Source organism: Streptomyces sp. NRRL F-525 (assembly GCF_000716605.1).
In the GTDB taxonomy this organism is placed as follows: Bacteria; Actinomycetota; Actinomycetes; order Streptomycetales; family Streptomycetaceae; genus Streptomyces.
Window position 1 is genome coordinate 199,630 of record NZ_JNXE01000012.1, and the last position, 26,548, is coordinate 226,177.

Annotated in this window: 24 protein-coding genes; 9 read left to right on the plus strand and 15 right to left on the minus strand. The window is 70.2% G+C overall.

All coding sequences use genetic code 11. The features are described from left to right. Positions 1-94 precede the first annotated feature (94 nt). Positions 95-829, minus strand: a complete 735-nt coding sequence (locus OO69_RS19350) for an ABC transporter ATP-binding protein (RefSeq protein ID WP_033281941.1) — start codon at positions 827-829, stop codon at positions 95-97. Between the two features lie 99 nt (positions 830-928). Further along, entirely contained in the window at positions 929-2,419 is a 1,491-nt protein-coding gene (locus OO69_RS19355) for an ABC transporter permease (RefSeq protein ID WP_033281942.1), read from the minus strand. A gap of 274 nt (positions 2,420-2,693) precedes the next feature. Between OO69_RS19355 and OO69_RS19360 the strand changes: the two genes are divergently transcribed. After that, entirely contained in the window at positions 2,694-3,869 is a 1,176-nt protein-coding gene (locus OO69_RS19360) for a D-alanyl-D-alanine carboxypeptidase family protein (protein WP_033281943.1), read from the plus strand. 242 nt (positions 3,870-4,111) lie between these two features. On the opposite strand, the gene OO69_RS19365 is transcribed toward OO69_RS19360, so the two are convergent. Together OO69_RS19365 and OO69_RS19370 are read right to left on the minus strand one after the other, a co-directional pair. Then, complete coding sequence (locus OO69_RS19365; protein ID WP_033281944.1) at positions 4,112-4,873, minus strand: SDR family oxidoreductase; 762 nt, start codon at positions 4,871-4,873, stop codon at positions 4,112-4,114. Positions 4,874-4,889: 16 nt separating this feature from the next. Then, positions 4,890-5,888: a Gfo/Idh/MocA family protein gene (locus tag OO69_RS19370; RefSeq protein ID WP_033281945.1), complete on the minus strand. Its 999-nt coding sequence runs from the start codon at positions 5,886-5,888 to the stop codon at positions 4,890-4,892. A gap of 87 nt (positions 5,889-5,975) precedes the next feature. On the opposite strand from OO69_RS19370, the gene OO69_RS19375 reads away from it, so the two are divergent. The 4 genes from OO69_RS19375 (at position 5,976) to OO69_RS19390 (ending at position 10,448) form a co-directional block, all read left to right on the plus strand. Then, on the plus strand, positions 5,976-7,283 hold the full coding sequence (locus OO69_RS19375) for a multidrug effflux MFS transporter (protein WP_033281946.1): 1,308 nt from the start codon (positions 5,976-5,978) through the stop codon (positions 7,281-7,283). After that, positions 7,235-8,407 (plus strand): serine hydrolase domain-containing protein, encoded by a 1,173-nt coding sequence (locus tag OO69_RS19380; protein WP_033281947.1) that lies wholly within the window; start codon positions 7,235-7,237, stop codon positions 8,405-8,407. The genes OO69_RS19375 and OO69_RS19380 overlap by 49 nt, the downstream gene beginning before the upstream one ends. A 152-nt stretch (positions 8,408-8,559) precedes the next feature. Beyond that, entirely contained in the window at positions 8,560-9,546 is a 987-nt protein-coding gene (locus OO69_RS19385) for a small ribosomal subunit Rsm22 family protein (RefSeq protein WP_033281948.1), read from the plus strand. Between the two features lie 164 nt (positions 9,547-9,710). Next, positions 9,711-10,448, plus strand: coding sequence for a bifunctional DNA primase/polymerase (locus OO69_RS19390; RefSeq protein WP_019064331.1), 738 nt, complete (start codon positions 9,711-9,713; stop codon positions 10,446-10,448). Between the two features lie 10 nt (positions 10,449-10,458). Here OO69_RS19390 and OO69_RS19395 read toward each other — a convergent pair whose 3' ends face one another. From OO69_RS19395 to OO69_RS19425, 7 genes are all read right to left on the minus strand, one after another. Next, positions 10,459-11,448 carry a hypothetical protein gene (locus OO69_RS19395; protein ID WP_078652479.1) on the minus strand — a complete coding sequence of 330 codons (990 nt, stop codon included), beginning with the start codon at positions 11,446-11,448 and terminating at the stop codon, positions 10,459-10,461. After that, positions 11,408-12,280 carry an iron uptake transporter permease EfeU gene (efeU, locus tag OO69_RS19400; RefSeq protein WP_033281950.1) on the minus strand — a complete coding sequence of 291 codons (873 nt, stop codon included), beginning with the start codon at positions 12,278-12,280 and terminating at the stop codon, positions 11,408-11,410. The genes OO69_RS19395 and efeU overlap by 41 nt, the downstream gene beginning before the upstream one ends. 3 nt (positions 12,281-12,283) lie before the next feature. Further along, positions 12,284-13,555 (minus strand): iron uptake transporter deferrochelatase/peroxidase subunit, encoded by a 1,272-nt coding sequence (efeB, locus tag OO69_RS19405; RefSeq protein ID WP_033281991.1) that lies wholly within the window; start codon positions 13,553-13,555, stop codon positions 12,284-12,286. A gap of 9 nt (positions 13,556-13,564) precedes the next feature. Then, positions 13,565-14,701, minus strand: a complete 1,137-nt coding sequence (gene efeO, locus OO69_RS19410; protein WP_033281951.1) for an iron uptake system protein EfeO — start codon at positions 14,699-14,701, stop codon at positions 13,565-13,567. 187 nt (positions 14,702-14,888) lie between these two features. Beyond that, complete coding sequence (locus OO69_RS19415; RefSeq protein WP_033281952.1) at positions 14,889-15,707, minus strand: heme ABC transporter ATP-binding protein; 819 nt, start codon at positions 15,705-15,707, stop codon at positions 14,889-14,891. A 427-nt stretch (positions 15,708-16,134) separates the two neighbouring features. Next, positions 16,135-17,220 carry a FecCD family ABC transporter permease gene (locus OO69_RS19420; protein ID WP_033281953.1) on the minus strand — a complete coding sequence of 362 codons (1,086 nt, stop codon included), beginning with the start codon at positions 17,218-17,220 and terminating at the stop codon, positions 16,135-16,137. Next, positions 17,217-18,245 (minus strand): heme/hemin ABC transporter substrate-binding protein, encoded by a 1,029-nt coding sequence (locus OO69_RS19425; protein ID WP_051801119.1) that lies wholly within the window; start codon positions 18,243-18,245, stop codon positions 17,217-17,219. Before OO69_RS19425 ends, OO69_RS19420 begins: the two co-directional genes overlap by 4 nt. Before the next feature lie 99 nt (positions 18,246-18,344). Between OO69_RS19425 and OO69_RS19430 the strand changes: the two genes are divergently transcribed. The 3 genes from OO69_RS19430 to OO69_RS19440 all read left to right on the plus strand — a co-directional run bounded on the left by OO69_RS19430 (position 18,345) and on the right by OO69_RS19440 (position 22,170). Next, positions 18,345-19,784 carry an HtaA domain-containing protein gene (locus OO69_RS19430; RefSeq protein ID WP_033281954.1) on the plus strand — a complete coding sequence of 480 codons (1,440 nt, stop codon included), beginning with the start codon at positions 18,345-18,347 and terminating at the stop codon, positions 19,782-19,784. Between the two features lie 61 nt (positions 19,785-19,845). Continuing rightward, positions 19,846-21,348, plus strand: a complete 1,503-nt coding sequence (locus OO69_RS19435; protein ID WP_033281955.1) for an HtaA domain-containing protein — start codon at positions 19,846-19,848, stop codon at positions 21,346-21,348. Positions 21,349-21,525: 177 nt separating this feature from the next. Beyond that, positions 21,526-22,170 (plus strand): PhzF family phenazine biosynthesis protein, encoded by a 645-nt coding sequence (locus tag OO69_RS19440; RefSeq protein ID WP_033281956.1) that lies wholly within the window; start codon positions 21,526-21,528, stop codon positions 22,168-22,170. Positions 22,171-22,254: 84 nt separating this feature from the next. On the opposite strand, the gene OO69_RS19445 is transcribed toward OO69_RS19440, so the two are convergent. The 3 genes from OO69_RS19445 to map all read right to left on the minus strand — a co-directional run bounded on the left by OO69_RS19445 (position 22,255) and on the right by map (position 24,896). Then, positions 22,255-23,190 carry a hypothetical protein gene (locus OO69_RS19445; RefSeq protein ID WP_033281957.1) on the minus strand — a complete coding sequence of 312 codons (936 nt, stop codon included), beginning with the start codon at positions 23,188-23,190 and terminating at the stop codon, positions 22,255-22,257. A gap of 75 nt (positions 23,191-23,265) precedes the next feature. Then, entirely contained in the window at positions 23,266-23,913 is a 648-nt protein-coding gene (locus OO69_RS19450) for a heme oxygenase (biliverdin-producing) (RefSeq protein ID WP_033281958.1), read from the minus strand. 125 nt (positions 23,914-24,038) lie between these two features. Beyond that, complete coding sequence (map, locus tag OO69_RS19455; RefSeq protein WP_033281959.1) at positions 24,039-24,896, minus strand: type I methionyl aminopeptidase; 858 nt, start codon at positions 24,894-24,896, stop codon at positions 24,039-24,041. A gap of 58 nt (positions 24,897-24,954) precedes the next feature. On the opposite strand from map, the gene OO69_RS19460 reads away from it, so the two are divergent. Continuing rightward, positions 24,955-25,182, plus strand: coding sequence for a hypothetical protein (locus OO69_RS19460; protein WP_033281960.1), 228 nt, complete (start codon positions 24,955-24,957; stop codon positions 25,180-25,182). On the opposite strand, the gene OO69_RS19465 is transcribed toward OO69_RS19460, so the two are convergent. After that, positions 25,183-26,523 (minus strand): MFS transporter, encoded by a 1,341-nt coding sequence (locus OO69_RS19465; RefSeq protein ID WP_033281961.1) that lies wholly within the window; start codon positions 26,521-26,523, stop codon positions 25,183-25,185. Positions 26,524-26,548 lie beyond the last annotated feature (25 nt).

Sequence of the window (26,548 nt, forward strand, 5' to 3'; positions counted from 1 at the left end):
AGTGTGACACTTCTGGCGAAAGTGTCACACTTTTCGGAGGTACATGGCCCCGGCCCGCTGGCGGGCGCGACGGCCTGATTGTCGCGGGCCTGGCTCAGTAACCCTGGTTGCCGTGTTCCGCGTACTGCTGCTGAGGTGCGAACTGGCCGCTTCGGCCCTGCTCGGTCAGCGTGATCTGGCCGGCCTTGATGGTCGCCAGGCGCGGCGCGCGGCGGGCGATCGACGAGTCGTGGGTGACCATGATGAAGGTCAGCCCGTACTCGTGCCAGAGGCCTTCGAGCAGGCCCATGATGTCGTCGCGGGTGCCCTCGTCGAGGTTGCCGGTGGGCTCGTCGGCGAGGAGGACCTTCGGCTTCTTCACCAGCGCGCGGGCGATCGCGACGCGCTGCTGCTGGCCGCCGGAGAGTTCGGACGGGGCGTGCTTGAGGCGGTCGCCGAGGCCCACCGAGGTCAGCGCCTCGGCCGCCCGCTCGCGGCGCTCGGCCGGCTTGACGCCGAGCGGGACGAGGGCCGTCTCGACGTTCTCCTGCGCGGTGAGCGTCGGGATGAGGTTGAAGGACTGGAAGATGATGCCGATCTTCTCGGCCCGCAGCCGGGTCAGCTTCGCCTCGCTGATGGTGGCGAGGTTGACGCCGTCCAGCTCGACACTGCCCTCGGAGGGCCGGTCCAGGCCGCCGATCATCTGCAGCAGCGTCGACTTGCCGCCGCCGGTGGGGCCCTGGATGACGAGCTGGTCGCCGTCCTCGATCGTGAGGTCGACGCCCCGCAGCGCCTCGACCGTCTCCTTGCCCCGCGAGTAGCGCTTGGTCACGCCGGTGAGCTTGTACATGGGATCTCCGTCGATACGTCTGTGAAGAAGAGGGTCGGGGCGCCGCCGCCCGGGGGGAACGGTGGCGGCGCCCCGGTTCAGGGGGTGCGGCGCGGTCGGCTACGACACGCTGCGCAGCGCGTCCGCCGGACGCATCCGCGACGCACGCCAGCCGCCCATCGCGCCGGCGATCAGGCCGCCGGTGACGGCCAGGCCCACCGCGAGGGCGATCGTGGTCAGCGAGACCGGCGCGTTCAGGGCGATCTCCAGGGTGTTGGAGGTGGCCTGCTGGCCGGGGCCGCCTTGGCCGCCGCCACCGGGGCCGCCGCCCATGCCGCCACCGCCGGTGGAGGTGGAGCCGAGCTGCGCGGTCAGCTTGGGGCTGATCGCGGTGACCGTGTAGGCCGCCAGCAGGCCGAGGGCGATACCGAGACCGCCGCCGATCAGACCGTTGACCATGGACTCGCCGACGACCTGCCGGGTCACCTTGCGGCTCGGCCAGCCGAGCGCCTTCAGCGTGCCGAACTCACGCACCCGGCGGGACACCGCCGAGGAGGTGAGCAGCGCGGCGACGAGGAACGCGGCGATCAGCACCGCGATCGACAGCCACTTGCCCACGCTGGTCGCGAGGTTGGAGGCGGTGGACAGCGAACCGGAGACCGTGGACGCGAGGTCGGCGGAGGTGGTGACCGTCGTACCCGAGATGTTCTTCTGGATGGTGGTCTTGACGGCCGAGATCTGCTTGGAGTCGGTCGCCTTGACGTAGATCGTGGTGACCTTGTTCTTCGAGTCGCCCAGCGTCTGCGCCTGCTTCAGCGGGACGTACACGTCGATCGTGGACTCGCTGCTGTTGGGCGTCGCGATGCCGATGACGGTGAACTTGGTGCCGGAGATCGAGAAGGTCGAACCGACCTTGTACTTCTTCGACTTGGCGTACGACTTGCTGACGACCGCGACCTTCGCGTCGGTCTGCGCGGTCGTGAAGGTCTTGCCGGTGGTGATCTTCGACGTGGACAGCGGGCCCAGCGTCTGGTTGGTGACGTCGATACCCGCGACCGAGTACGAGTTCACGTTGAAGTTGGCGCCGCCGCCCTGCACCTGGGGCTGCCCGGTGCTGGTGCCGCCGCCCGTGCCGCCGCCGGGGCCGCCCTGCTGCGAACCGGAGGAGGAACCGGACGTGGTGGAGGACTTGGCCTTGCCCTGGGTGAAGGAGCCGTCGACCTTGGTGACGTTCAGGGTGAGCGCGCCGACCGCGGCGGACACGCCCTTCTGCGAGCCGACCTTGGTGACCAGGGAGGACGCGAGGGCCTGACCGCCCTGCGTGTTCACCCGGTCCGAGCTCTGCGAGCTGCTGCTGGAGGAGGTGGCGCCGAACTTGAAGCTGGGACCCTGCGAGCTGCCGGCCTTGGGGGCCGACTGCGCCTTGGTCACGGTCATGTCAGTTCCGAGACCGTAAAGAGACTTGAGGACCTTGTCCTGAGCCTGATTCATGCCGGCCGACACCGAGTTGACGGTGATGACCAGCGCGATACCGAGCGCCAGACCCATCGCGATGACCAGGGCCGCCTTCTTGCGACGGCTCAGCTCGCGCTTGAGATAGATGCCAAACATCCCATTCCCCAAAGGTTCTTGGCGCCCGCTGTGGGCGCGGCCACAAGCTATGGAGGAACCTTTGAGTCGACCTGAGTAAAGGATGTGTCTGGCCTGAGAAAAAGAGGCCCGAAATCAGAATTGCGTCAGACAGCTCATTCCTAAGCTGCCGAGGGCTTCCTGCCAGGAAACCCCTGTTCAATGGCTTGCTGGCATGGGCCGTCGATCATCCTTTCGACGCCTCGCGACGGACCCCGCCGTGCACGCCCGCCCCCTCATTTTGTACGGTCCCGGGATGCGCGATTCCTCTCGGCTCACCCGGCGTGCCGCTCTCGGCCTGACCGCCGCCGCTCTTCCTCTGGCGGCGGCGACCCCCGCGTCCGCGGCGACCGCGATAGGCGGTGAGCGACTGGCCCGCGACGGGATCCAGGCCGGCGACGCCTCCACGCTGCCCAAGAAACTCACCGCCCGCGCCTGGCTGATCGCCGACCACAAGACGGGCGAGGTGCTCGCCTCGTACCGCGCGCACCAGCGGCTCGCGCCCGCCTCCACGCTGAAGATGCTGTTCGCCGACACCGTGCTGGGGAAGTTCGAGCGGACCCGCACCTACCGGGTCACCGACGCAGACCTCGCCGACGTCCCCTCCGGCTCCAGCCTGGTCGGTGTGAAGCCCGGAATCCTGTACAGCGTCCACCAGTTGTGGCAGGGCGTCTTCCTGCGCTCGGGCAACGACGCCGTGCACGTGCTGGCCCACATGAACGGCGGGATCGCCGCGACGGTCGCCGAGATGCAGGCCAAGGCGAAGGACCTCCAGGCCCTGGACACGCACGTGGTGAGCCCGGACGGCTTCGACCACCCCGGCCAGGTCTCCTCGGCGTACGACCTCACGCTCTTCGCCCGGCACGGGCTGCACGACGACGACTTCAGCGCGTACTGCTCGACCCGGACCGCGAACTTCCCGGCCGGCGGCAAGAAGACCTTCCAGATCCAGAACACCGACCGCCTGCTCAGCGGCGCGTACGGCCTGCGCCCGTACCCAGGGATCATCGGCGTGAAGAACGGCTACACCAGCCACGCCGGCAACACCTTCACCGGCGCCGCCACCCGCGGCGGCCGCACCCTCCTGGTCACCGTGATGCACCCCGCGAACGGCGGCAACGAGGTCTACAAGGAGACCGCCGCACTGCTCGACTGGGGCTTCGGCAAAGGGAGTTCGGCCCGGGCGGTGGGCACGCTGGTCGAGCCGCTGAGCGAGGGCGGGGCCACCGCGAGCCCGACGCCGTCGGGTGCCAAGGGTGCGCCGGGAGCCTCCGGGAGCGCCGCCTCCTCCTCGTCGGACGGCGCCTCGCCCTGGCCGATGCTGGGCGGCGCGGCGGGGGCGGTCGCGGTGCTCACGGGCGGCGCGTTCGCGCTGCGCCGGCGGCGGGCGGCCGTAGCGGCGGCCAAGTCCCAGGAGCTCGACGGGAGTTGATGTGACGCGACAGCCGCTCCACGGTCCGGTGCGTAACCCGCGGTCCCACGCGGGCTCCACCCCCACCCGGGCCGTGGAACGACTGTCGCCTCTCCCCCCTCGGATTGGCCTGCGGAACCAAGAGCTCCGCCAGTGCGGAACCCTTGTGCTCCAAGTGTGAAGCTTTGATGGAGAGAGTTGAGCATAAGTCAGTAACCGGCCGCAATGGTACGGACGGTCAAATTCCGTTTGTGCAACTTGCCCTAGCCGCGCCCGACATACGGCATCGCGGTCGCCAGCACCGTCGCGAACTGCACGTTCGCCCCCAGCGGCAGCTCCGCCATGTGCCGAACGGTGCGCGCCACATCGGCGACATCCATCACCGGTTCCGGGGTTACCACCCCGTTGGCCTGCAGCGCACCGGTCTCCATCCGTGCCGTCATGTCGGTCGCCGCGTTCCCGATGTCGATCTGCCCGACCGCGATCGAGTACGGCCGCCCGTCCAGCGACAGCGACTTGGTGAGCCCCGTCAGCGCGTGCTTGGTGGCGGTGTAGGCCACGGACTGCGGCCGAGGCGTATGAGCGGAAATGGACCCGTTGTTGATGATCCGCCCGCCCTGCGGCACCTGCTCCTTCATCCGCCGGTACGCCGCCTGCGCACACAGGAACGCCCCGTTGAGATTGGTGTCCACCACATGCCGCCAGGCGTCGTACGACAACTCCTCGACCGGTACCCCACCGGGCCCGAAGGTCCCCGCGTTGTTGAACAGCAGATCCACCCGCCCGAACCGCTCCACGGCCGCGTCGAACAGCCCGTCCACGTCCTCCGGCCGCGCCACGTCCGTCGCCACGGCGAGGGAGGCGCCCTCAGGCACCAGCGCGGCGGTCTCCTCCAGCGGTTCGGCGCGGCGGCCGGCCAGTGCCAACGACCAGCCCGCGCGCAGCAGTTCCACGGCGACCGCGCGCCCGATGCCGGATCCGGCGCCGGTCACCACGGCGATCTTCGACGATTCCTCAGCGTTCATGGCCGCAGCCTACGAGTCACCCCTCCTGCGGGTACCGCACCCCGATCCGCTCCCGCACCGCGTCCAGCGTCCGCATCACCGCGAGGGTCCCCTCCAGCGGCACCAGCGGCGACTCGGTCTCCCCGGCCCGCACCGCCCGCATCACCTCGGACGCCTCGTGGCGCAACGTGTTGCGCGGCCCGTCCGCCGGGTCGAGCACGAACTCCTCGGGGTCGCGCCCGTCCCGGTGCAGCACGAACCGCTCCGGGTGGAAGAAGCCGTCCGGGATGTCGATCCGCCCCAGCGATCCGGTCACCGACGCCGAGGTCCCCGTACCGCCGACGATCGAGCAGTGCAGCGCGGCCAGCGCCCCGCTGTCCCAGGAGAACAGGGCCGCCGTCTGCAGATCGGCACCCTCGGGGGAGAGCACGGCCGACGCCTTGACGTCCGTGGGCTCACCGAGCAGCAGATGCGCGAACGACACCGGGTACACCCCGAGGTCCAGCAGCGCGCCCCCGCCCTGCGCCGGATCACGCAGCCGGTGTGAGGGCGGAAAGGGCCCCGCGAGCCCGAAGTCGGCCTGGATCGTGCGGACTTCACCGATGGCACCATCGTCGACCAGCGACTTCAGCCGACGTACGAGCGGATTGCAGTACATCCACATGGCCTCCATCAGGAAGCTGCCACGCGCCCTCGCCAGTTCCACGAGCTCGGCGGCCTCGCGGGAGTTCAGGGTGAAGGCCTTCTCGACGAGCACGTTCCGCCCGGCCTCCAGACAGAGACCGGCCGCCGTGCGATGCGCCGAGTGCGGGGTGGCGACGTAGACGACATCGATGTCCGCGTCGTTCGCCAGCGCGTCCCAGCCGCCGTAGGCCCGCTCGATCCCGAACCGTTCCGCGAAGGCCTTCGCCGAGGCCTCCGTGCGCGAGGCCACCGCGACCAGCTCGGCGTCCGGCAGATCGACGAGCTCCGCCGCGAACGCGGCCGCGATCCCACCCGTGGCCAGGACTCCCCAGCGCACCCTCTGTTCCGTCATCGCGGCCCCACCCTCGCTCACCAGACCCTCGGCACCCTGTACGAGCTGAGAGCATAGGTGGCGGATCACTCGGAGAGGGAGGGGCACATGCCCGAGCAGGGGGCGCAGACGCCGGCCGTGCCGCAGTCCGCCGTACCGTCGTCACCGTCACCGTCACCGTCATCGCTCAAGGCGACCCGTCGCGCGGGCCTCCTCATGATCCTCGTCCTCGGCGGCCTCACGGCGACCCCGCCGCTGTCGATGGACATGTACCTCCCCGCGCTCCCGGCGGTCACCCGCTCCCTGCACGCACCCGCCGCGACCGTCCAACTCACGCTCACCGCCTGCCTCGCGGGCATGGCGCTGGGCCAGCTGGCGGTGGGTCCGATGAGCGACAAGTGGGGCCGCCGACGCCCACTGCTGACGGGCCTGGCCGTCTACGTCGTCGCGACCGCCCTGTGCGCGATCGCGCCGAACGTCGAGTCCCTGGTCGCCTTCCGACTGGTCCAGGGCCTGGCGGGCGCGGCCGGAATAGTGATCGCGAGGGCGGTCGTACGCGACCTGTACGACGGCGTGGCGATGGCCCGCTTCTTCTCCACCCTGATGCTGGTCTCCGGGGTGGCACCGATCGTCGCGCCGCTGGTGGGCGGCCAGATCCTGCGGGTCACGGACTGGCGGGGCGTGTTCGTGGTCCTGACGTTCGTCGGCATGGCGCTCGCGGTCCTCGTCTGGACCCGCCTCCCCGAGACCCTCGCCCCGGCGGACCGCCACGCGGGCGGCACGGCGGAGGCCCTGCGCGGCATGCGCGCCCTCCTGGCCGACCTCCCCTTCACGGGCTACATGCTCACGGGCGGCTTCTCCTTCGCCGCGCTGTTCGCGTACATCTCGGCGTCCCCCTTCGTCGTCCAGGAGATCTACGGCGCGACCCCGCAGACCTTCAGCCTCCTCTTCGGCATCAACTCGGTGGGCCTGGTGGCAGTGGGCCAGATCAACGGCAAGCTGCTGGTGGGCCGGGTCTCGATGGACAAGGTCCTGGGCGCGGGCCTGGCGGTGGTGGTGCTGGCGGCGACGGCGCTGCTGCTGATGGCGACGGGTGTGTTCGGCGAGGTGGGCCTGGTCCCGGTGGCGGCGGGCCTCTTCGTCCTGATGTCGGCGATGGGCGTGACACTCCCCAACGCCCAGACCCTGGCGCTGATGCGCACGCGCCACTCGGCGGGCTCCGCGTCCGCGCTGCTGGGCACGTCGTCCTTCCTGATCGGCGCGGTGGCGTCCCCGTTGGTCGGCATCGCGGGCGAGCACACGGCCGTCCCGATGGCGGTTGTCCAACTGGTGGCCGCACTGGTGGCGGTGGCCTGCTTCGTGGGAATGTGCCGTCCTTGGAACACACGTACGACCGCGGAGGGAGTGGGGAGCTGAGCGCCCCGAGACTGCGCAACGACACCCCGGAAAAGGCCGGCCTCGACCCCGAGGAACTCCGCCACCTGATCCGGCAGGCCCACGACCTCACCACCGGCGACCGCCCCTGGGCGGCGGGCACCGTCGTGGTGGCCGGCCGCGGCCCGGTGATCGCCGTGGAGGAGGCGGCGGGCTGGGCCGTACGGTATTCGGCCTACGACCCGGAGACCGACCGGGGCGTCGAACTACCCCCTGCCTCCCGCGTCCCGACGACGGTCGACACCCCCTTCGACCTGGCTTCCGTGACCAAGCTGTTCACGGCGGTGGCGGCGATGCAGCAGATCGAGCGGGGCACGCTGGGCATCGACGCGAGGGTGGGCGCGTACCTGCCGGACTTCCGGGCCGCGGCCCGCCACGGCATCACCGTCCGCCAGCTCCTCACCCACACCTCGGGCCTGCGCCCCGAACTCCCGCTCTACGACTGTGCCGACGACGCCGAACGCCTGTCGATGCTCCGAACGGAGGCGCCGGTGGGGGAGCCGGGCGAGTACGTCTACTCGGACCTGAACCTCCTCCTGCTCCAGTTCGTCCTGGAACGCATCAGCGGCCGCACGCTCGATGTCCTCATCCACGACGGCATCACCCGCCCGCTGGGCATGACGTCCACGGACTTCGGCCCGTGCCCCGGCGCGGCGGCGACCGAGGACCAGCGCCGGCCGTGGGCCAAGGTGGACCGGGGGATGCTGCGGGGTGTCGTCCACGACGAGAACGCGTGGGCGCTGGGTGGCGTGGCTGGTCACGCGGGCCTCTTCTCGACGGGGCGCGACCTGGCGATCTTCTGCCGCACGTTGCTGGCGGGGGGTTCCTACGGCCCGGCCCGCATCCTGGGATCCGACTTCGTGGAGCTGCTGCTGACCCCGCCTGGGCTCGGCTTCGGGGTCGATCAGGCTTGGTTCATGGGGGAGTTGGCGGGGCGGGGGGCGGTGGGGCACACGGGGTTCACGGGGACGTCGGTGGTGCTGGATCCGGCTACCGACACGTTTTTGGTGTTGCTGGCGAACACGGTGCATCCCCGGAGGCGGGGGGCGGACAGTGGGCCGCGGGCGGCGGCGGGAACTCGGGTGGCTCGGGCGGTGAGGGGCTGACGCCGGGTTCTCCGGTGGCAGGGTGGGGCGGCGTTTTTGAGCCGAGCTCTTCATCGCCCCGCCATGGGTGGTGGGTGGGCATAGGCCTGGGGGTCTGGGGGCGGAGCCCCCAGGGACCTCGGCTGGAACTCCGGGGCACTTAGAATCGGCGGGTGGACGACCCCGTGGCCCCGGCCGAAACCCTCCGTACCGCACTGGCCCGCCTGCTCGACGGGCTTCCGCCCAGGCAGGCCTCCGGGGCTGTGGAGCGGTTGATCGCCAATTACAGGGGGGCCACCCCGACCGACGCCCCGATCCTGCGGGACCGCGCGGACGTGGCGGCCTACGCGGCGTATCGGATGCCGGCGACCTTCGAAGCCGTACGTTCCGCACTGGACGCCTTCGCGGACGCCGTACCCGAGTGGGCCCCGGAAGGGCACGTGGATGTAGGCGGCGGGACCGGCGCCGCCATCTGGGCCGCGGCCGCGACCTGGGACGGTGACCGCCCGGTGACCGTCCTCGACTGGGCCGAGCCCGCACTCGCCCTGGGCAAGGAGATCGCCGCCGCCAACCCGGCACTGAGCAGGGTCAGTTGGCAGCGCGCCCGCATCGGCTCCGCGCTCACCCTCGACCCCACCGACCTCGTCACCGTCTCCTACGTCCTCAACGAACTCACCGCCCCCGACCGCACCGCCCTCGTCGACGCCGCCGCCTCCGCGGCCCAGGCGGTCGTGATCGTCGAGGCAGGCACCCCCGCCGGTTACGCCCGCGTCATCGAGGCCCGGGACAGACTGATCGCAGCCGGTTTCCACATCGCCGCCCCCTGCCCCCACAGCGCCGCCTGCCCGATCACCCCCGGCGAGGACTGGTGCCACTTCTCGGCACGGGTCAGCCGTTCCTCCCTGCACCGCCAGGTCAAGGGCGGCTCCCTGCCGTACGAGGACGAGAAGTTCAGCTACGTGGCCGCCGCCCGCTTCCCCGTCGAACCCGCACCCGCCCGCGTCGTACGCCGCCCGCAGATCCGCAAGGGCCAGGTGCTCCTCGACCTCTGCGAGACCGACGAACAGCTGCGCCGCACGACGGTCACCAAACGCCACGGCGACCTGTACAAGGCGGCACGGAACGTGAGCTGGGGAGACCCCTGGCCGGAAAAAGCGTGACACTTCCGCCGAAACTGTCACACGTGTGTCTCGTCCCACCCACCCCGGATACGAGGTCCCGCCTCTCAGGGCGCAGGATGGTGGGACCATAGGGGAAGTTCTCCGCACAACGGCAGGGCACGACGGCAAGACGGCAAGGCGACAACAGCAGGGCGAGGAGATAGATGAGCGCGACGTTCGGTGGCCGGACCGGTCGGCAGGGCAAACTCTCCTCGTGGCTGCGCGGACGCCGCCCGCAGGAGGCCCCCGACGACGGCAGCGGACGCGAGGCGCTGCTGCTGGCCGCCGCCGAGGCGGGACTCCCGCTCGCGCCCGCCGCGCACCCCGCCCCGGGCTACCGATGTTCGTGCGACCGTGTCGGCTGCCCCACCCCGGCCCGCCACCCCGTGTCGTTCGCCTGGCAGACGCAGTCCACCACCGACCGCGCCCAGATCGAGCGCTGGGCCCGCCACCAGCCGCAGGCCAACTTCATCACCGCGACCGGCATGGTCAACGACGTCCTGGACGTCCCCCTCGAAGCGGGCCACGAGGCGCTGGAGCGGCTGCTCGCCGCCGGTGTCGAGGTCGGCCCGGTCGCCGCGAGCGACGACGGACGGCTCCTCTTCTTCACCCTCACCCGCGGCACCCCCGAGGACGAGGACGAGTGGTGGCCGTGCGAACTGGACTGCCACCCCGAGACGATGGACGAACACCCCGGCCTGCGCTGGCACTGCCGCGGCTCCTACGTCCTCGTCCCCCCGGCCCAACTCCCCGGTGAGAACCAGTCGGTTCACTGGGTACGCGGCCCCGAGCACCCCCTGCCCGACCCGCTGACCCTCCTCGAAACCCTCACGGACGCCTGCGCCCGCCATGCCGGCGCGGAGCCGGACCACGCGAACTCGGCCTGGCCGCTGGGCCGTTGACCTCCTGAGGTCAGCCGCCCTGCGCCGAGGTCAGCCCCTCGATCCGCCCCAGCACCGACACCTTCCCGCCCCGCTTGGGGTCCAACGCCACCTCGTTGGAGATGAGTTGGAGGGTGAGGGACTGCTCCACCTCACCCGTCGTCAGCGCCTGCACGTCCTTGTTCTGCGTCGGCACCGAGGTGCCCTCGGCGGCGGTCTCCTTCTGGAAGTACCGCGTGGTGAAGAACACCAACGCCCCGCCGTCCGCCGTACGCAACGCCAGCGGCGCGTAGTCACCGCTCGTCAGCGGCTGGTCGAGGAACTGCACGGCCAGCCCCGGCTTGGTGGCCTTCTCCCGGTCCGCCCGCCACCCACTGGTGTGCGCGCCGTCCGCGAAGGCGGTCCCACCACTCTTCAGATACGTCGCGTAGCTCTGGCTCAACTCGCCCGGCGCGACGGCCAGTTCGCCCGAGTCCGCCGGTACGGCCTCGGCCCAGCCGTCCTTGTCGGTCCTGAACTTCGGTACGGCACTGGGCGCGAGCAGCGTCAGATACGCCACCTGCCAGGGCTCGGCGAGGTCGTTGCGCGTGAAGACCAGCAACCACCGGGCCGCGCCACCCTTGTTGGCGGCGGCGTCGGCCACGAACCAGCGCGGCCAGCCGGCCTTCTTCGGGATGGTGAACTTCGCGTCCGTCAGCTCCAGCGGCGAGTGATTGGCGTTCCCGGACGGCGAGTTGGTGTGCCCCGCCTTCAGGCGTGCCGCGTCGATGTCACCGAGCGCGCCAGTGACATGAGCGGCGTCCAGGGAACTGTCGTACGCCTTGTCGGCCGCGTTGTACGCGGTCGTGAACTGCTGGAGCGCCGTCGCGGCCTCGGCGCGGGTGGTGGCTGGCAGCACCTCCCGCTCGCCGTGCACCACCACGCAACCGCTCGCCGTCAGCGACAAAGCGGTCACCGAGGCCGCTATCAGTACGCGCCGGTCAAGCCTGCGGAGCCTTCGAGGGCTGCGATCCCTGCTCATCAGGTGTCTTCACCTTCCCCTTCCCGGAGGCGAACCCTACCGGGGCGAAGAACAGGGCGAGCGTGGGGACCAGGTACAGCAGCCACACCGTGATCTGCAGGACGGTCGGGTCCGGCTGGAAGTTGAAGACACCCTTCAGGAGGGTGCCGTACCAGCTGTCCGGCGGGATCGTGTCACTGATGTCGAACGCCAGCTTCGTCAGCCCCGGAAGCCAGTCGGCCTCCTGCAGGTCGTGGAAGCCGTACGCCAGTACACCCGCGGCCACGACGACCAGCATCGCCCCGGTCCAGGTGAAGAACTTCGCGAGGTTGATCTTCAGCGCCCCGCGATAGAACAGCCACCCCAGGAACACCGCCGTGGCCAGCCCCAGTCCTACGCCGACCAGCGGACGCGGGGTCCCGTCGCTCGCCGCGTGCACCGACGCCCACACGAACAGCGCGGTCTCCAGCCCCTCGCGGCCGACGGCGAGGAACGCGGTGGCGACCAGCGCGCCCGTGCCCATCGCGAGCGCCGCGTCCAACTTGCCGTGCAGTTCGGTCTTCAGGTGCCGGGCGGTGCGCCGCATCCAGAACACCATCCACGTCACCAGACCGACCGCGAGGATCGACAGGGACCCGCCGAGCGCCTCCTGCGCCTGGAACGTCATCTCCTGCGAGCCGAACTCGAGCGCGCACCCGAAGCCCATCGCGATGAGGACGGCGACGACGATGCCGATCCAGATCGGCTTCAGCGCGTCCCGCCGGTCCGTCTTGACGAGATAGGCGATCAGGATGCAGACGACGAGACTGGCTTCCAGCCCCTCGCGCAGACCGATCAGATAGTTCGAGAACACGGTCTACGACTCCTTCGCGTCCTTGGAGAACAGCGTGCTGCCCCACCAGTCGTCCTTGTCACGGACGCCCGGCGGAACGGCGAAGACCGCCGAACCCACGTGCTGGATGTACTCGTTGAGCGCGTCGGACGCGGACAGCTTCCGCTGCAGCGGGATGAATCCCTTGCGTACGTCACGCTGGTAGGCCAGGAAGAACAGGCCCGCTTCGAGACGGCCGAGACCGTCGGTGCCGTCGGTGAAGGAGTAGCCCCGGCGCAGGATCGTGACCCCGCTGTTGGAGTCGGGATGCGCGAGCCGCACGTGCGCGTCGGGCTTCATCGCCTTCAGGAACGGCGCGTCGTGCTCCTTCGCCTTGCCGACCGGAGCGCCCTCGCCCTTGTCCCGCCCGAACACGTCCTCCTGCTCCTGGAGCGAAGTCCGGTCCCAGGTCTCGATGTTCATCCGGATCCGCCGGGCGACGAGATACGAACCCCCGCTCATCCAGGCCGAGTTGGCACCGCCGTCACCGTCCCCGACCCACACGAACTTCTTCAGCCGGTCCGTCTCGGTCCCCGCGATGTTGCGGGTGCCGTCCTTGAACCCCATGAGATTGCGCGGGGTTTGAGCCCCCGGGGTCGTGGACGACGTCTTCCCGAAGCCCAGTTGGGACCACCGGATGGCGACCTTGCCGAACCCGATCCGGGCGAGATTGCGGATCGCGTGCACGGCGACCTGCGGATCGTCCGCACAGGCCTGCACACAAAGGTCCCCGCCCGTACGGGACTTGTCGAAGTTGTCGCCGGGGAACTGCGGCAGATCGACAAGGGCGTCAGGACGACTGCCGCTCAGCCCGAAGTGGTCGAAGAACGAGGGCCCGAAGCCGATCGTCAGCGTCAGCCGCGAGGGCTTCAGCCCCAGCGCCTCACCGGTGTCGTCCGGCGGCGCCTCGGCGAGCCCGCCGTAGGCCCCGTCACCGACCGCGTGCCCACCGGTCATCCGGCGGGCGGCGGCCGTCCAGTCCTTGAGCATCCGCACGAACTCGGCGCGGTCGTCGGTCTTCACGTCGAACGCGGCGAAGTGCAGCCGGTCCTGCACGGGCGTGGCGATGCCCGCCTGGTTGGCGCCGTGGAAGGCGACCGCGGCACCGGTGTCGGCACCGGCCGGATCGACGTCGTCGCCGACCCGGGTCATCGCCACCGCACCACCGGCCGCGACGGCGCCGAGCGCGAGCCCGGCACCGCCCCATCCGATGAGCGAACGGCGGGAGGGGGAGTCCGATTTCGGGGTCTCGGTCATGGCCACGCCCTACTTCACGACGGCGGCGGCGAGCTTGGACAGCGGCTCCGCGAGAGCGTTGACCGCGTCCGACAGCTCCTTGCGCTGGTCCGCGGTGACCTTGTCGTACGACACGAAGCCGTCCGAGGTCGAGGTCGAGCGGTACTTCTCGAGCAGCGTGTTGAGCGCCGCGAACTGCTTGTCCAACTCGGTGGTGAGGGCCGCGTCGTTCTTCTGCGCGACGGGCTTCAGCAGCTCGTACGCCTTCTGCGCGCCCTCGACGTTGCCCTTGAAGTCGCTCAGGTCGGTGTGCGAGTAGCGGTCCTCCTCACCGGTGACCTTGCCGGTGGCGACCTCGTCGAGGAGTTCCTTGGCGCCGTTGGCCATGGAGGTCGGGGTGATCTCGGCCTTGCCGACGCGCTTCTGCCAGTCCTTGAGATCGGTGACCAGTTCGGCGGCGAGGGCCTTCTGCTCGGCACCGATCTTCTTGTCGGTCCACAGCGCCTTCTCCAGCGCGTGCCACCCGGTCCACTTCTGGCCCTTCTCCAGGTCGTTGACGCGGGTGTCGGTCTTGGGGTCGATGTCCCCGAACGACTCGGCGATCGGCTCGGTGGCCTCCCAGCCGTAACGGGAGGGCGCGTAGGCGTTCTTGGCGGCGGTGAGGTCGCCCGCCTTGATGGCGTTCGCGAAGGTCTCTATCTTCGGGATCGTCGCGTCGGCCTGCTCCTGCGCGTACTCGCGGTAGGCGGCGACGGCGGCGTCCAGCTTCGGGTCCCGCTTGGCGACCGAGCCCCCGGTGACGGTCAACTTCTGCCGCACACCGTGCCCCTTCATGCCAGGCCGGCAGGCGATCTCGTAAGACCCCGCCTTCACCTCGGCGGTGAGCGTGTACTTGGTCCCCGGCCCGATGTTCTCCTTCTCGGAGACGATCCGGTCGTCCGGGAAGAGGATCTCGACCTCGGTCGCCTTCGAGCCGGTGTTCTCGATCTTCAGCGTGACCTGCCCGGCCGGGATCGACTTCGCGGAGGTCGTGCACTTGGAGTCGGCCGCGGTCACCTGGATCGCGTCCCCGTCCTTGGCGTCGCTCTTCGCGGTGCACGACGTGACGGCGGTCAGTGCGGCCGCGGCGGCGACGGCGGTGGCGACGGGAAGTCGGACGGCACGCATGCAGGCTCCAAACGAGAGGGTGTGACCGGGTGATGCCGTGAGGCAGTGTGGTGAGGCTGCCCTAACTTACCTGAGGCTTACCTCAGTCATACCCGTCCGGTCCGGTATTCACTGCCCACAGAAAAATCACAGACACGGCTTGATCTCGCTGGCGGAAAACGGATGCCAAGGGACGGTCAAGAGTGGGTCAAGCGGGCCGTTTCGGTGTCACTACGACCGCCCCCGTGCGCGGATGCGGAAACACCTCGACCGCCTGGTCATAGACGTCCGACAGCAACTCCTCGGTGAATACGGCACCCGGCGGCCCGTCGGCGGCGACACGACCGGCGCGCAGGATCGCGACCCGGTGCGCGTAGGCGGCGGCCAGCGCGAGATCGTGCAGCACCACGACCACCGCGTCCCCCGCGTGCGCCCTTTCCCGGCACAGCCGCAGGACCAGTTCCTGATGCCGGAGATCAAGCGCGGCGGTCGGCTCATCAAGCAAAAGCACCGGCGCCCGCTGGGCCAACACCCGCGCGAGCGCGACCCGTGCCCGCTCCCCACCGCTGAGCGCGGAGAACGGCCGCAGCGCAAAGCCCGCGACCTCCGCCCGCGCCATCGCGTCCGCTACGGCGACCTCGTCCTCGGCGGGGCTGGTGGCATGCGGCGCCCGCCCCATCCGCACGACGTCCTCAACCGTGAACGGAAAGGAGAGCGCGGCCGCTTGAGGAAGCACGGCCCGCCGCAGGGCGAGTTCGGGCGCGGACCACTCGGTGGCGGCCCGCCCGTAGATCCGGACAACCCCGGAGGCCGGCACCAGATCCGCGGCAAGGGCCCCCAACAGGGTCGATTTCCCAGCCCCGTTGGGCCCAACAAGCGCAAGCACCTCCCCGGCCCGGACAGCCACGGACACACCGTGAAGGACTTTGCGCCCACCGAGTCGGACGTGCAGGTCCTCGGCTTCGGCGAGGAGGTCTCCCGGTTCGGCGGGGGAAGGGGGTGCGGGTCGGCTGCGGAGGAGTCTCATACGCGGCCTCCTTGAACGGAAGGGACGAGGACGGTCCGGCACCGCCGAGATGCTCCGCGGGGGCTGAACGCCGTTGCGGCGGAGGGCAGTTGGCGGGCGATGGAGAGGCGGCGGAGGCGGAACGGGGTTGCGGAAAAGCGCAGGCCGGCGTCAAAGGGGCGCGGGGAACTGCGCGACCAGCCACAGATGACCCGCACCCCCCAACGCACATCCAGTGGCAGTCTCGACCGGGAAACGGTGGAGGGTTCCCGGCACCCTGGAGCAGCGGTAACGGGGGCGGCGTTGAAGGGGCGCGGGGAACTGCGCGACCAGCCACCCACGGCCCGTACCTCCCAACGCACATCCCGTGGCACTCTCGGCCGGGAAGCGGAGGAGGATCCCCGGCAACCTGGAGCAGCGACCGGCAAGGTGTTCCGGGGAACCTGGCTCACGCCCAACCCCCCTGCCTGCGCCGCGTCCTCCGCAGCAGCCAGAAGAAGAACGGGCTGCCGAGAAGAGCCGTCAAGACGCCGAGCGGAAGTTCCGCCGGGGCGGCAACCGTGCGGGCCGTCAAATCCGCGGCCAGCAACACCAGCGCGCCCAACAGCGCGCTGGCCGGGATCAGGAAACGATGACCCGGCCCCGCCGCCATGCGGAGCAGATGCGGCACGACCAGCCCCACGAAGCTGATGATCCCGGACACGCTGACCGCCGCCGCCGTGAGAAGCGCGATGACCAGCACCAGGACGATCCGGAGCCGCTCGACGTCAACTCCCAAGTGACGCGCGGGCCGTTCACCGAGCGCGAGGAGGTCGAGCCGCCCGGCATAGAGCGGCGCGAGGGTCAGCCCCAGCACCGCACACGGAAGGATCGCGAGAACCTTCGGCCAGGTCGCCTGCGAGAGCGAACCGAGCTGCCAGAAGGTGATCTGGTTGACGGCAGCCGTGTCCGCGAAGAACAGGAACAGCCCGATCAGCGCCCCCGCGAACGCGTTCAGCGCGATCCCGGTGAGGATCAACGTCACGACCTCCGTACGCCCGCCCGAGCGCGACATCGCGTAGACGAGCAGCACCGTGGCCAGCCCCGAGACGAACGCCACCGCCGACACCGTCCACGTCCCCAGGAAGTCCAGCCCGAACGCGATCACCGCGACCGCCCCCACCGCCGCCCCCGAGGACACCCCGATGACCCCGGGTTCCGCGAGCGGATTCCCGAACACGCCCTGCATCAACGCCCCCGCACACCCCAGCGAGGCCCCGACAAGCAGCGCGAGCACGATCCGCGGGAACCGCACATTCCACAGCACGGACTCCGGAACACGGTCCAACGCCCGACCACCGAGCCCGAGTTGATGCTGCACCGACGCCAGGACATCCCCGGTCGGAATCGGATACGCGCCCAGCCCCGCAGCCACCGGCACCAGCACGAGCAGCGCGACCACCAGCCCGACGGTGAGCATCCAGCCCGTACTGCGCTTTCTCCGTACGGGAGTTGCCGCGACGCCAGCCTCAACCCCCTTCTCCAGCACGGTCATTCGCTCCCGCCCCCGTACAACTGATCCACCAGCGACTTGAGCACCTGATCGGTGCGCGGCCCGTAGTTGAGGAGCACCCCGTCCTCGATCGAGACGACCCGCCGGTTCATCCCGGCCGGGGTCTGCGCGACACCGGGGATCTTCACCAGCCCGTCGACGCCACCGACCGACTCAAGTCCCTTGGTCATGACGAGAATCGCGTCGGGCGCGGCCTGTGCGAGCGCCTCGGTGGTGATGGCGGTGAAGTCCTTCTTCAGCCCGGATTCCGCACCCGCGTCGACCGCCCCGGCCGCCTCCAGGAGCGAGGTCGCCCCCGACCCCTTGCCGCCGATCAGATACACGGACGCGGACCCGCGCAGATACAGGAACGCGACCCGAGGCTTCTCCTTGTGCCGCGGAATCGCCGTGCGTACGGCGGCGATCCGCTCCTCGGAGCGCTTGGTCAGCTCCTTCCCCGCGGCCGGTACACCGAGCGCGTCGGCCACCGCCCGGATACGCGGACCGACGTCGGCCAGCCCCTTCGCCGGGTCGACGACGAGGACCGGAATGCCGGCCGCGCGGATCTGCCCCATCGCCTCGGACGGTCCGGTGGTGGTCTCCGCGAGGACGAGATCGGGCTTGAGGGACAGCACACTCTCCGCCGAGACGTCGTGGTTGCGGGTCACCAGGGGGAGTTTCGCGGCCTGTTGGAAGGTCGCGGTGATGTCCCGGGCCACGACCCGGTCGCCCAGCCCGAGCGTGAACACGATCTCGCTGAGGCTGCCGGAGAGCGGGACGATACGCCGCGCGTTCTGGACGGTGACCTTCTTGCCGTCGGCGGACCGGACGGTGACCGGGAGTTGGGGGTCCGGGGCGTCGGTCAGCGGCTCCACGCGCTTGGCCGGTGCGGAGGCCTTCGCCGAGGCGCCGGCCGCGGACGTGGCCGCGCCCCCGCATCCGGTGAGCGTGAGCGCGAGCACGGACAACAGTGCTCCCGCCAGTCGTGTGCGCAAGCGTGGCACGGTCCCGTCCGTCTCTCTCGGCATCTCTCGATATCTCTCGGGCACTGTCGTTTCAGGTGAGGAAAGCTTAGGTTAGCCTTACCTTTGTTCGCTACCGGCAGTCGTCAACCGGAGGACCCACCCATGCCCGCGCGCCTGAAAGCCCTGGTCACCGTGTTGTGCGCGGCGATTCTGGGTGCCCTCCTCCCCGCGGCCCTCGCCCACGCCGAGAGCCGTACCGTGCAGGGCGGTCGGCTCGACTGGGGCATCAAGTCCTCGTTCCAGAGCTATGTCACCGGGCCCATCGCGAACGGGAGTTACTCCCTCACGGGCGGCGCGGCGACCGTGGGCAGCAGCCAGTTCCGCTTCCCCTCGGCGACGGGTTCGTACGACGGCTCGACCGGCGCGTTCCGCTCGTCCTTCGCGGGCGGGGTGCACTTCGTCGGCCACAAGAAGACCGACGGCAGCTACGAACTCGACCTCACCCTGAGCCGCCCCACGGTCCGCATCTCGGGCTCCACCGGCACCCTCTACCTGGACATCACCAGCAAGGCGAAGGGCACGGGGGCGGTCACGACGTCCTCGCAAGTGCCCTTCGCCTCCCTCGAGTTGGGCGGCATCGACATGAAGGGCGGCGGCAACGCGGTCGTCCTCAACAACCTGCCCGCCACGCTCACCGCGCAGGGCGCGAAGTCCTTCGCCGGGTACTACACGGCCGGTACGGCACTGGACCCGGTGAGTCTCTCGGCGGACGTGAAGGCCGCGGCCACGAAGACCGCCACGCCCACCCCGACACCCACCAAGTCCGCCGCGAAGAGGGAGACTTCGAGCGGTGCGATCGCGGACGGCGCCGTCGACTGGGGCGTGCGCCGCACCTTCCGGGAGTACGTGACCGGGGACATCGCCAAGGGCAAGTGGACGTTGTCGGCCGGAGCCGAGGACGGCGGCGCGCTCTTCCGCTTCCCGGGCGGTGAAGGGACGTACAAGAACGGGGAGTTGACGGCCTCGTTCAAGGGCGCGGTGCGCTTCGCCGGCGCGGAGGGCCTGGATCTGAAGCTGAGCGGTGTCCGGGCGACGGTCGAGGACGGCAAGGGCACGCTCTACGCCGATGTCACCGGAACCGATGGCACGGGCGCCGACTTCACCGGCAAGAAGGTCCCGCTGGTCACCTTCACCGCCAAGGATCTCAAGGCGGCCAAGGGCCTGGTGAAGGTCACCGAGGCCCCCGCGAAACTCACCGCGCAGGGCGTGAAGGCCTTCGGCGGGATGTACCCGGCGGGCACGGCCATGGACCCGGTGTCGGTGGCCGTAGCACTGACCGACGACGCGAAGTTGCCCGCGCTGCCCGACCTCGGCACCACACCCACGGCGAGCGAGACCCCGGAGGAACAGTCGGCCCACCCCTCGGTGTCCGCGGAGCCGGTCGCCGACAACTCCGGTGGCGGCAACGGCAGTTCGGCCGCGCTGCCGATCGGCCTGGCGGCCGGTGCCGTGCTGGTGGCGGCAGCGGTGTCGGTGCTGATCGTCCGCAGGCGCCGCGCCAGTCCGGCGGCAGCCGAAGCCACCACATCCGAAGCGGACTAACCCCCTTACCCGGTCCGCCAGTTGGTGGACCTTGCCCCCGAACTCAAGGAGAACCACGGCCATGCCCGTCAGACGCCCCCGACTTTCCTTCGTCCTCGCCGCGGCCGTCGCGACCGCCGCCGCGTTCGGTGCCACGGCGCTCGCCACGACCACCGCGTCGGCGGCCGAAGTCCCGCTCAGCGGCTACGAGTTGACCTGGGGCATCAAGCAGTCGTACCGCACCTACGTGAGCACCTACGCGCAGGGCTCCTTCACCGCCACCGACGGCGCCTCGCAGGCCGCGAACAACGGCGCGTTCACCTTCACCGACGGCACGGGCACCTACGACACCACCAGCCACGCCGTGCACCTGACCTTCAAGGGCACCGTCACCGCCAAGTCGACGCTGCACGGCTTCGTACGGGAGATGTCCGACTTCCAGTACGACAGCGCGGCGGGCACCCTCACCGCCGACCTCGTCGCGGACGGCGGCACCAAGCAGCAGGACGTGACGCTCGCGACGGTCGCCGCGCCGACCAGCCAGAACCTGACGGACCTCGCCACCACGCTCACCGCGGCGGCGGGCACGTTCCTCGGCAGCGACTCGTACGCGAACGCGGCCGGCGATCCACTGTCGGCGGTCAAGCCGACAACGACGACGTCCCCGACCCCGTCCAACTCGTCGACGGAATCGGCGTCCCCGTCCCCGTCGCCCACCCCCACCAAGACGGCGACCCCCAGCGCGACCCCGTCCACCACGCCCTCCGACAGCGCGAGCCCCTCCGACACGGCCTCCCAACCGGCCGCCACCAAGGGCGAGATCGCGGACGGCAAGCTCGACTGGGGCGTGAAGGAGTCCTTCCGCTCCTACGTCGTCGGCAGCGTCGCCAACGGCAAGATCACGACGTCGGACGGCGCGACCCAGGCAACCGGCAACGGCGTCTTCACCTTCACCGACGCGACCGGCACCTACGACACCGACGCGGACACCCTCTCCGCCGCCTTCGAGGGTGCGGTGAACTTCAAGGGCCATGAGGACAACGGGACTTACGGCCTCGACCTCACCTTCACCGACCTCAAGGCGACCCTCGACAACGGCTCCGGCGAACTGACGGCGGACGTGACGAGCCTGGGCGAGAAGTCCGAGGACGTGGTCCTGGCCGACCTGAAGGCGGGTTCGACCGACCTCACCGCGAAGAACGACGTCATCACCCTCGACGACGTCACCGCGACCTTGACCGCGGCCGGCGCGAAGGCCTTCGGCGGCTTCTACCAGACCGGCGCCGAACTCGACCCCCTCGACCTCTCGGTGACCCTGACGACGGACGCGACCCTCCCCACGGACGGCTCGTCACCGACGACCGGCACGGGCACCAGCTCCTCCGGCAGTACCGACAACTCCGGTACGACGGGCTCGACTTCGGGCGGCGGCGTCACCGGCTCCACCACGGGCAGCGTGAACGGCTCCCTCGCGTCGACCGGTTCCGAGATCCCGGCGGCGGCCCTGGGCACGGCGGCCGCGGTGACCGTGGCGGCGGGCGCGGGCGTGGTGTTCGCGATGCGCAGGCGGCGTACCGAGGCGTAGGACGGTGTCCCCGTCGCGCGGCGGATCGGGTCGCGAGGCCGGCGGGGACGGCACCCTCTCTGTGAAAGTGTGTCACTTGTACGCATAAGTGACACACTTTTTCGGGATACCCCTCTCCCGTCGGCGGTCCCGCCACCTGGGATGACCTCGCCGCCCGCGCGGTGTTTGAATGCCCCCGTGACTGACTACGACGTACTGCGTGTCTTCTGCGGACCCAGCGGCGGATACGGCAACGAACTCGGCGTCGTCCGCGAGGGTTCCGTCATGCCGGACCCGGACGAGCGGCAGGTGTTCGCCGGGAAACTCGGCTTCAGCGAGACGGTGTTCGTCGACGACCCCGAGCGCGGAGTCATCGACATCTACACCCCGACCACGCGCCTGCCCTTCGCCGGCCACCCCTGCGTCGGCACTGCCTGGCTCCTGGACATACCCGAACTGGTCACCCCGGCAGGCATCGTGGGCGCCCGGCTGGACGGCGAGTTCAGCTGGATCGAGGCCCTCCCGGTGTGGGCCCCACCGCGAACCCTGCGCCAGTACGCCACCGCCAACGAGGTCGACGCCCTCCCCGTCCCCCCGCCCGGCGAGTGGATCTACGCCTGGGCCTGGGAGGACGAGTCCGCGGGCCGTATCCGCGCCCGTGCCTTTCCCGGCCGGGACGACGGCATCCACGAGGACGAGGCGACAGGTGCGGCGGCACTCCTGCTGACCGACCAGCTGGGCCGGGCTCTCAACATCACGCAGGGCGCGGGCTCTCAGATACTCACGGCTCCGCAGCCCGGGGGTTGGGTGGAGGTCGGGGGACGCGTGTTCCTGGAGCGCTGAACGCCTCCGCCGGAAGACCTCGTCAGTCCAGCACGAAGCCGATCACCGGATCCTTGGTGACGCCCGTGTGCAACTGGTCGACGGTCACCGGGGAGGCGAAGCGGTAGGTCGAGGGTCTCCGTGGTTCCGGGCCTGACGCGGTTCGTGACCTGGAGGGTGTTCGCCGTGGTGGGCAGGCTGACGAGGACGGCGCGGGAGCTCATGCGGAGCGCGATCCATTCCGCCCGGTTGTTCCGTACCTGGACGCGCACCCTTCGCCGACCCGCAGGGGCGGGCCTTTCCAGGGCCGTGGCGGGAATCACCAGCCCTGACGGCGTCGATCCGTACCTCGATCCCCGCACAGGCGACCCAACTCCCGTACGGCGCACGGACAGCGAGGCGTGCCAGGGGCGTGGGCGCCTGGCCCGGCGCGTGCAGGACCGGTTTGCCGGCCGTGCGCGGCTGCTCGCCGTAGGACCGGCACAGGTACAGCACGTCGGCATACGACTTGGTGGGCAGCGTCGAGCCGCGGAGCAGTTCCGTCTCCAGGATCTGCCGGGCCGCCCCGATCGTCTTCCGCACGTCCGGCAGCGAGGGGACCCACAGCCAGCAGCCCGCGATCGCCACATCCGCCAGCGCCTGACGGTGGGGCGACCTCATGTGCTCGGCGATGCCGTAGGCATGGACGAACTCGCGGCGGGCGTCCTGGATCAGTCCGCGGCGGTCCCGCGCGCTCCGCCAGGTGTCGGGCAGGTCGCGCACATATCTGCGTCCGGCGGCCATGTACTCCTCGAACTCGCGCCCGGGGATGTCACCGACCTGCTTGCCGACGGCGTCGATCTTCCGCCCCAAGACATCGAATCCCTGGCCGAGTTGCTGGAAGCCGGACTCCTGCCGGGTCGCCGTGGAGACGAGGACGTCCACGACCTGACTCGCCGCACCGGCCCAGACCGCGTTGTCCATGGCCTGACCGGCGACCAGCTGGGCGACTGCCGTGCGTGCCACGAGTGCGCCCAGCGCGATCGCCAGTTCCATGGCCATGTCGTGCCTCCCCCGAGGACCACTCCGTGCCTTCGAGTGTAGGGAGTTCGGCGCGGTTCCGGCCCCCGGTGACGCTCACGCCGACAGCGGGAACTCCTCACCCAGCGCCCGGAAGACCCCGGTGTTCAACGCGAACGCCCGCTTGCACTCGGCCACGATCCGCTGCTTCTCCAGGTCGTCGACCTGAACTCCGTCCAGCAGCTCCCGATACCCCCGCTTGAACGCCGCCGGGTTCCCGATCCCCTCGAACACATAGAACCGCACCCCGTCCCCCTTACGGGAGAACCCCCACGTCCGCTCCGCCTTGTCCCGGATGATCTGCCCGCCGGAGAGATCCCCGAGGTAACGGGTGTAGTGGTGGGCGATGTACCCGGCCGGCCACTCCTCGGCGCACTCCCGCACCCGGTCCGCGTAGGCCCGCGTGGCGGGGAGCGCGGTCAGCCCGGACCGCCAGTCCGCACCCCGCAGATGCGCGAGGTCCCGCTCCAGCGCCGGCAGCCGGAACAACTCGGGCTGGATGAACGCCCCGGCCACCGGATCCGCGGCGAGCCGCTCCGCGCCGGTCTCCAACGCCTCGTAGACGAACCACAGTTGCTCGGTGTACCGGGCGTACGCGTCCACGCCCAGCCGGCCGCCGAGCAGATCGCTCATGAAGGTGGAGGTCTCGGCCTCCACGTGCTGTTCGTGGGACGCGGTGCGGATGACTGTCGAGAAGGAGTCCATGGGCCCTATCCTCTAAGGCAAGGCTTACCTAAGTCAACAGGTTGCCGACACCCTGTCGGTAAAAGCGTACAAGAAAAACGGCCCGCCCCACGAGGGAGCGGGCCGCCATGATCCTTGAGGGGTCATCAGGGCAGCGTGAGAACCTCCGCGCCCGTCTCCGTCACCACCAGCGTGTGCTCGAACTGGGCCGTCCGCTTCCGGTCCTTCGTGACGACCGTCCACCCGTCGTCCCACATGTCGTACTCATACGTCCCCAGCGTCAGCATCGGCTCGATCGTGAACGTCATCCCGGGCTGGATGACCGTCGTCGCGTGCGGGCTGTCGTAGTGCGGGACGATCAGGCCGGAGTGGAACGACGAGTTGATGCCGTGGCCGGTGAAGTCCCGGACCACGCCGTAGCCGAAGCGCTTGGCGTACGACTCGATGACCCGGCCGATGATGTTGATCTGCCGGCCCGGCCTGACCGCCTTGATCGCGCGGTCCAGGGACTCGCGGGTGCGCTCGACCAGCAGCCGGGACTCCTCGTCGACGTCACCGACCAGGTAGGTCGCGTTGTTGTCGCCGTGCACCCCGCCGATGTACGCGGTCACGTCGAGGTTGATGATGTCGCCGTCGCGCAGCACCGTGGAGTCCGGAATGCCGTGGCAGATCACCTCGTTGAGCGAGGTGCACAGGGACTTGGGGAAGCCGCGGTAGCCGAGCGTGGACGGATAGGCGCCGTGGTCGCACATGTACTCGTGCGCGACCTTGTCGATCTCGTCCGTGGTCACCCCCGGCGAGATGATCTTCGCGGCCTCCGCCATCGCCCGCGCGGCGATCCGCCCGGCTACGCGCATCGCCTCGATCGTCTCGGGGGTCTGCACCTCCGGCCCGGTGTACGGGGTCGGCGCGGGCTTGCCGACGTACTCGGGGCGACGGATGTTTCCGGGCACGGGACGGGTGGGGGAGAGCTCCCCTGGTACGAGCAGCGACTGGCCAGACATGCCAGCGAGTCTAACCAGCGGACATGGGGGAACATGGCCGTAGGGAAAGGAGCCGTTGATGGCCCTGTTCAAGAAGCGCACGGTCGGGAAGCCCGGCGAGTGGTACTACTGCCTCGAACACAAGAAGGTCGAGGAGGGGCCGGAGTGCCCCGCCAAGGACCGGTTCGGGCCGTACGCCACCCGCGCCGAGGCCGAACACGCGATGGAGACGGCCCGCGAGCGCAACCTGGAGTGGGAGAACGACCCCAAGTGGCACGACGCGGCCAAGGGGAACACCGACGACTGATCAGGCCCCGGCCGGGGATGCCGAGGGAGAGGGCGGGGGAGTCGTCGCCGCGCGCCGCGCCTTCAGCCGTAGCGCGTGCTCGTCCGTCCTCGCGTCGTACGACATCAGCTTCGGCAGTCCTGCGGCCAGCAGCCCCACCGCGCCGACGCACATCAGCCCGCCCGCCCACACCGAGGTCCGCACCCCGGACAGGGCGGCCATGCCACCGGATCTGACCTGGCCCAGCTGCGGGCCCACCGAGTAGGACAGCAGCTCGATCCCGGCGAGCCTGCCGCGCAGCTCGTCCGGGATCGTCTGGTTCCAGATGACCCCGCGGAAGATGCCGCTGACCATGTCGCACCCGCCCGCGACGGTGAGGAACAGCAGCACCAGCCACACGTTCCCGACCGCGCCCGCGCAGGCGATCGCCGCGCCCCACAGCGCGGCCGCCAGCACCACCATCCGCCCGTGCCGATGGACCCGGGACGTCCACCCGCTGGTCACACTCACCAGCAGGGCACCGGCCGGGACGGTCGAGTACATCAGCCCCAGCGCCCACGGCGCGTGCAGATCGTCCGCGAGGAACGGCAGCACCGCGAGCGGCATCGCGAAGAACATCGCCGCGAGGTCGATGGCGTACGTACCCAGGAGTTCCTTGCGGCTCCAGGCGTACCGGGCGCCCTCGGCGATGGACTTCAGCGACGGCTTCCGCGCCTCGTGGGCGCCGGGCGAGGCGGCGATACGGAAGATCAGGACCACGGATATCGCATACGTCACCGTGTCCGCCGCGAACGCGTACGGCAGCCCCGCGAACGCCACGACCACGCCCGCCACCGCCGGTCCGGTGACCCCGCCGACCGTCCAGCGCAGGGAGTTGAGCGCGGACGCGGCCGTCATGTGCTCGTGCGCCACGATCCGCGGCCACAGGGAGTCCAGCGCGGGCCGCTGGATCGCGCCGAGCACGGAGGTCAGGGCGGCGATCACATACAGCGGCCACAGGGCGGGCCGCGGCAACAACGAGTTGACCAGCAACGCCCCGCACAGCACGCCCAGTCCGACCTCGGTCCACACGATCAACTTCCGCTTGTCCCACGCGTCGGCGAGGGCGCCTCCGTAGAGCCCGAACACGATGAGGGGGACCAGTTCCACGGCTCCGACCGCGCCCACCGCCGCGGCGGAGCCGGTGAGTTCCTTGATCTGCACCGGGAGCGCGACGAACGTCAGGAAACTCCCGAAGTTGGAGATCAGACCCGCCAGCCAGAGTTTGCGGAAGTCGGCGGAGGCGTGCCAGGGGGTCAGGTCGGGGAGAAGCGCGCGGAGGCCTGTGGGGGGTTCGGCGGGGGGATCGGTGCTGTCGGTCACGAGGGGCAATGGTCGGGGTGGGGGG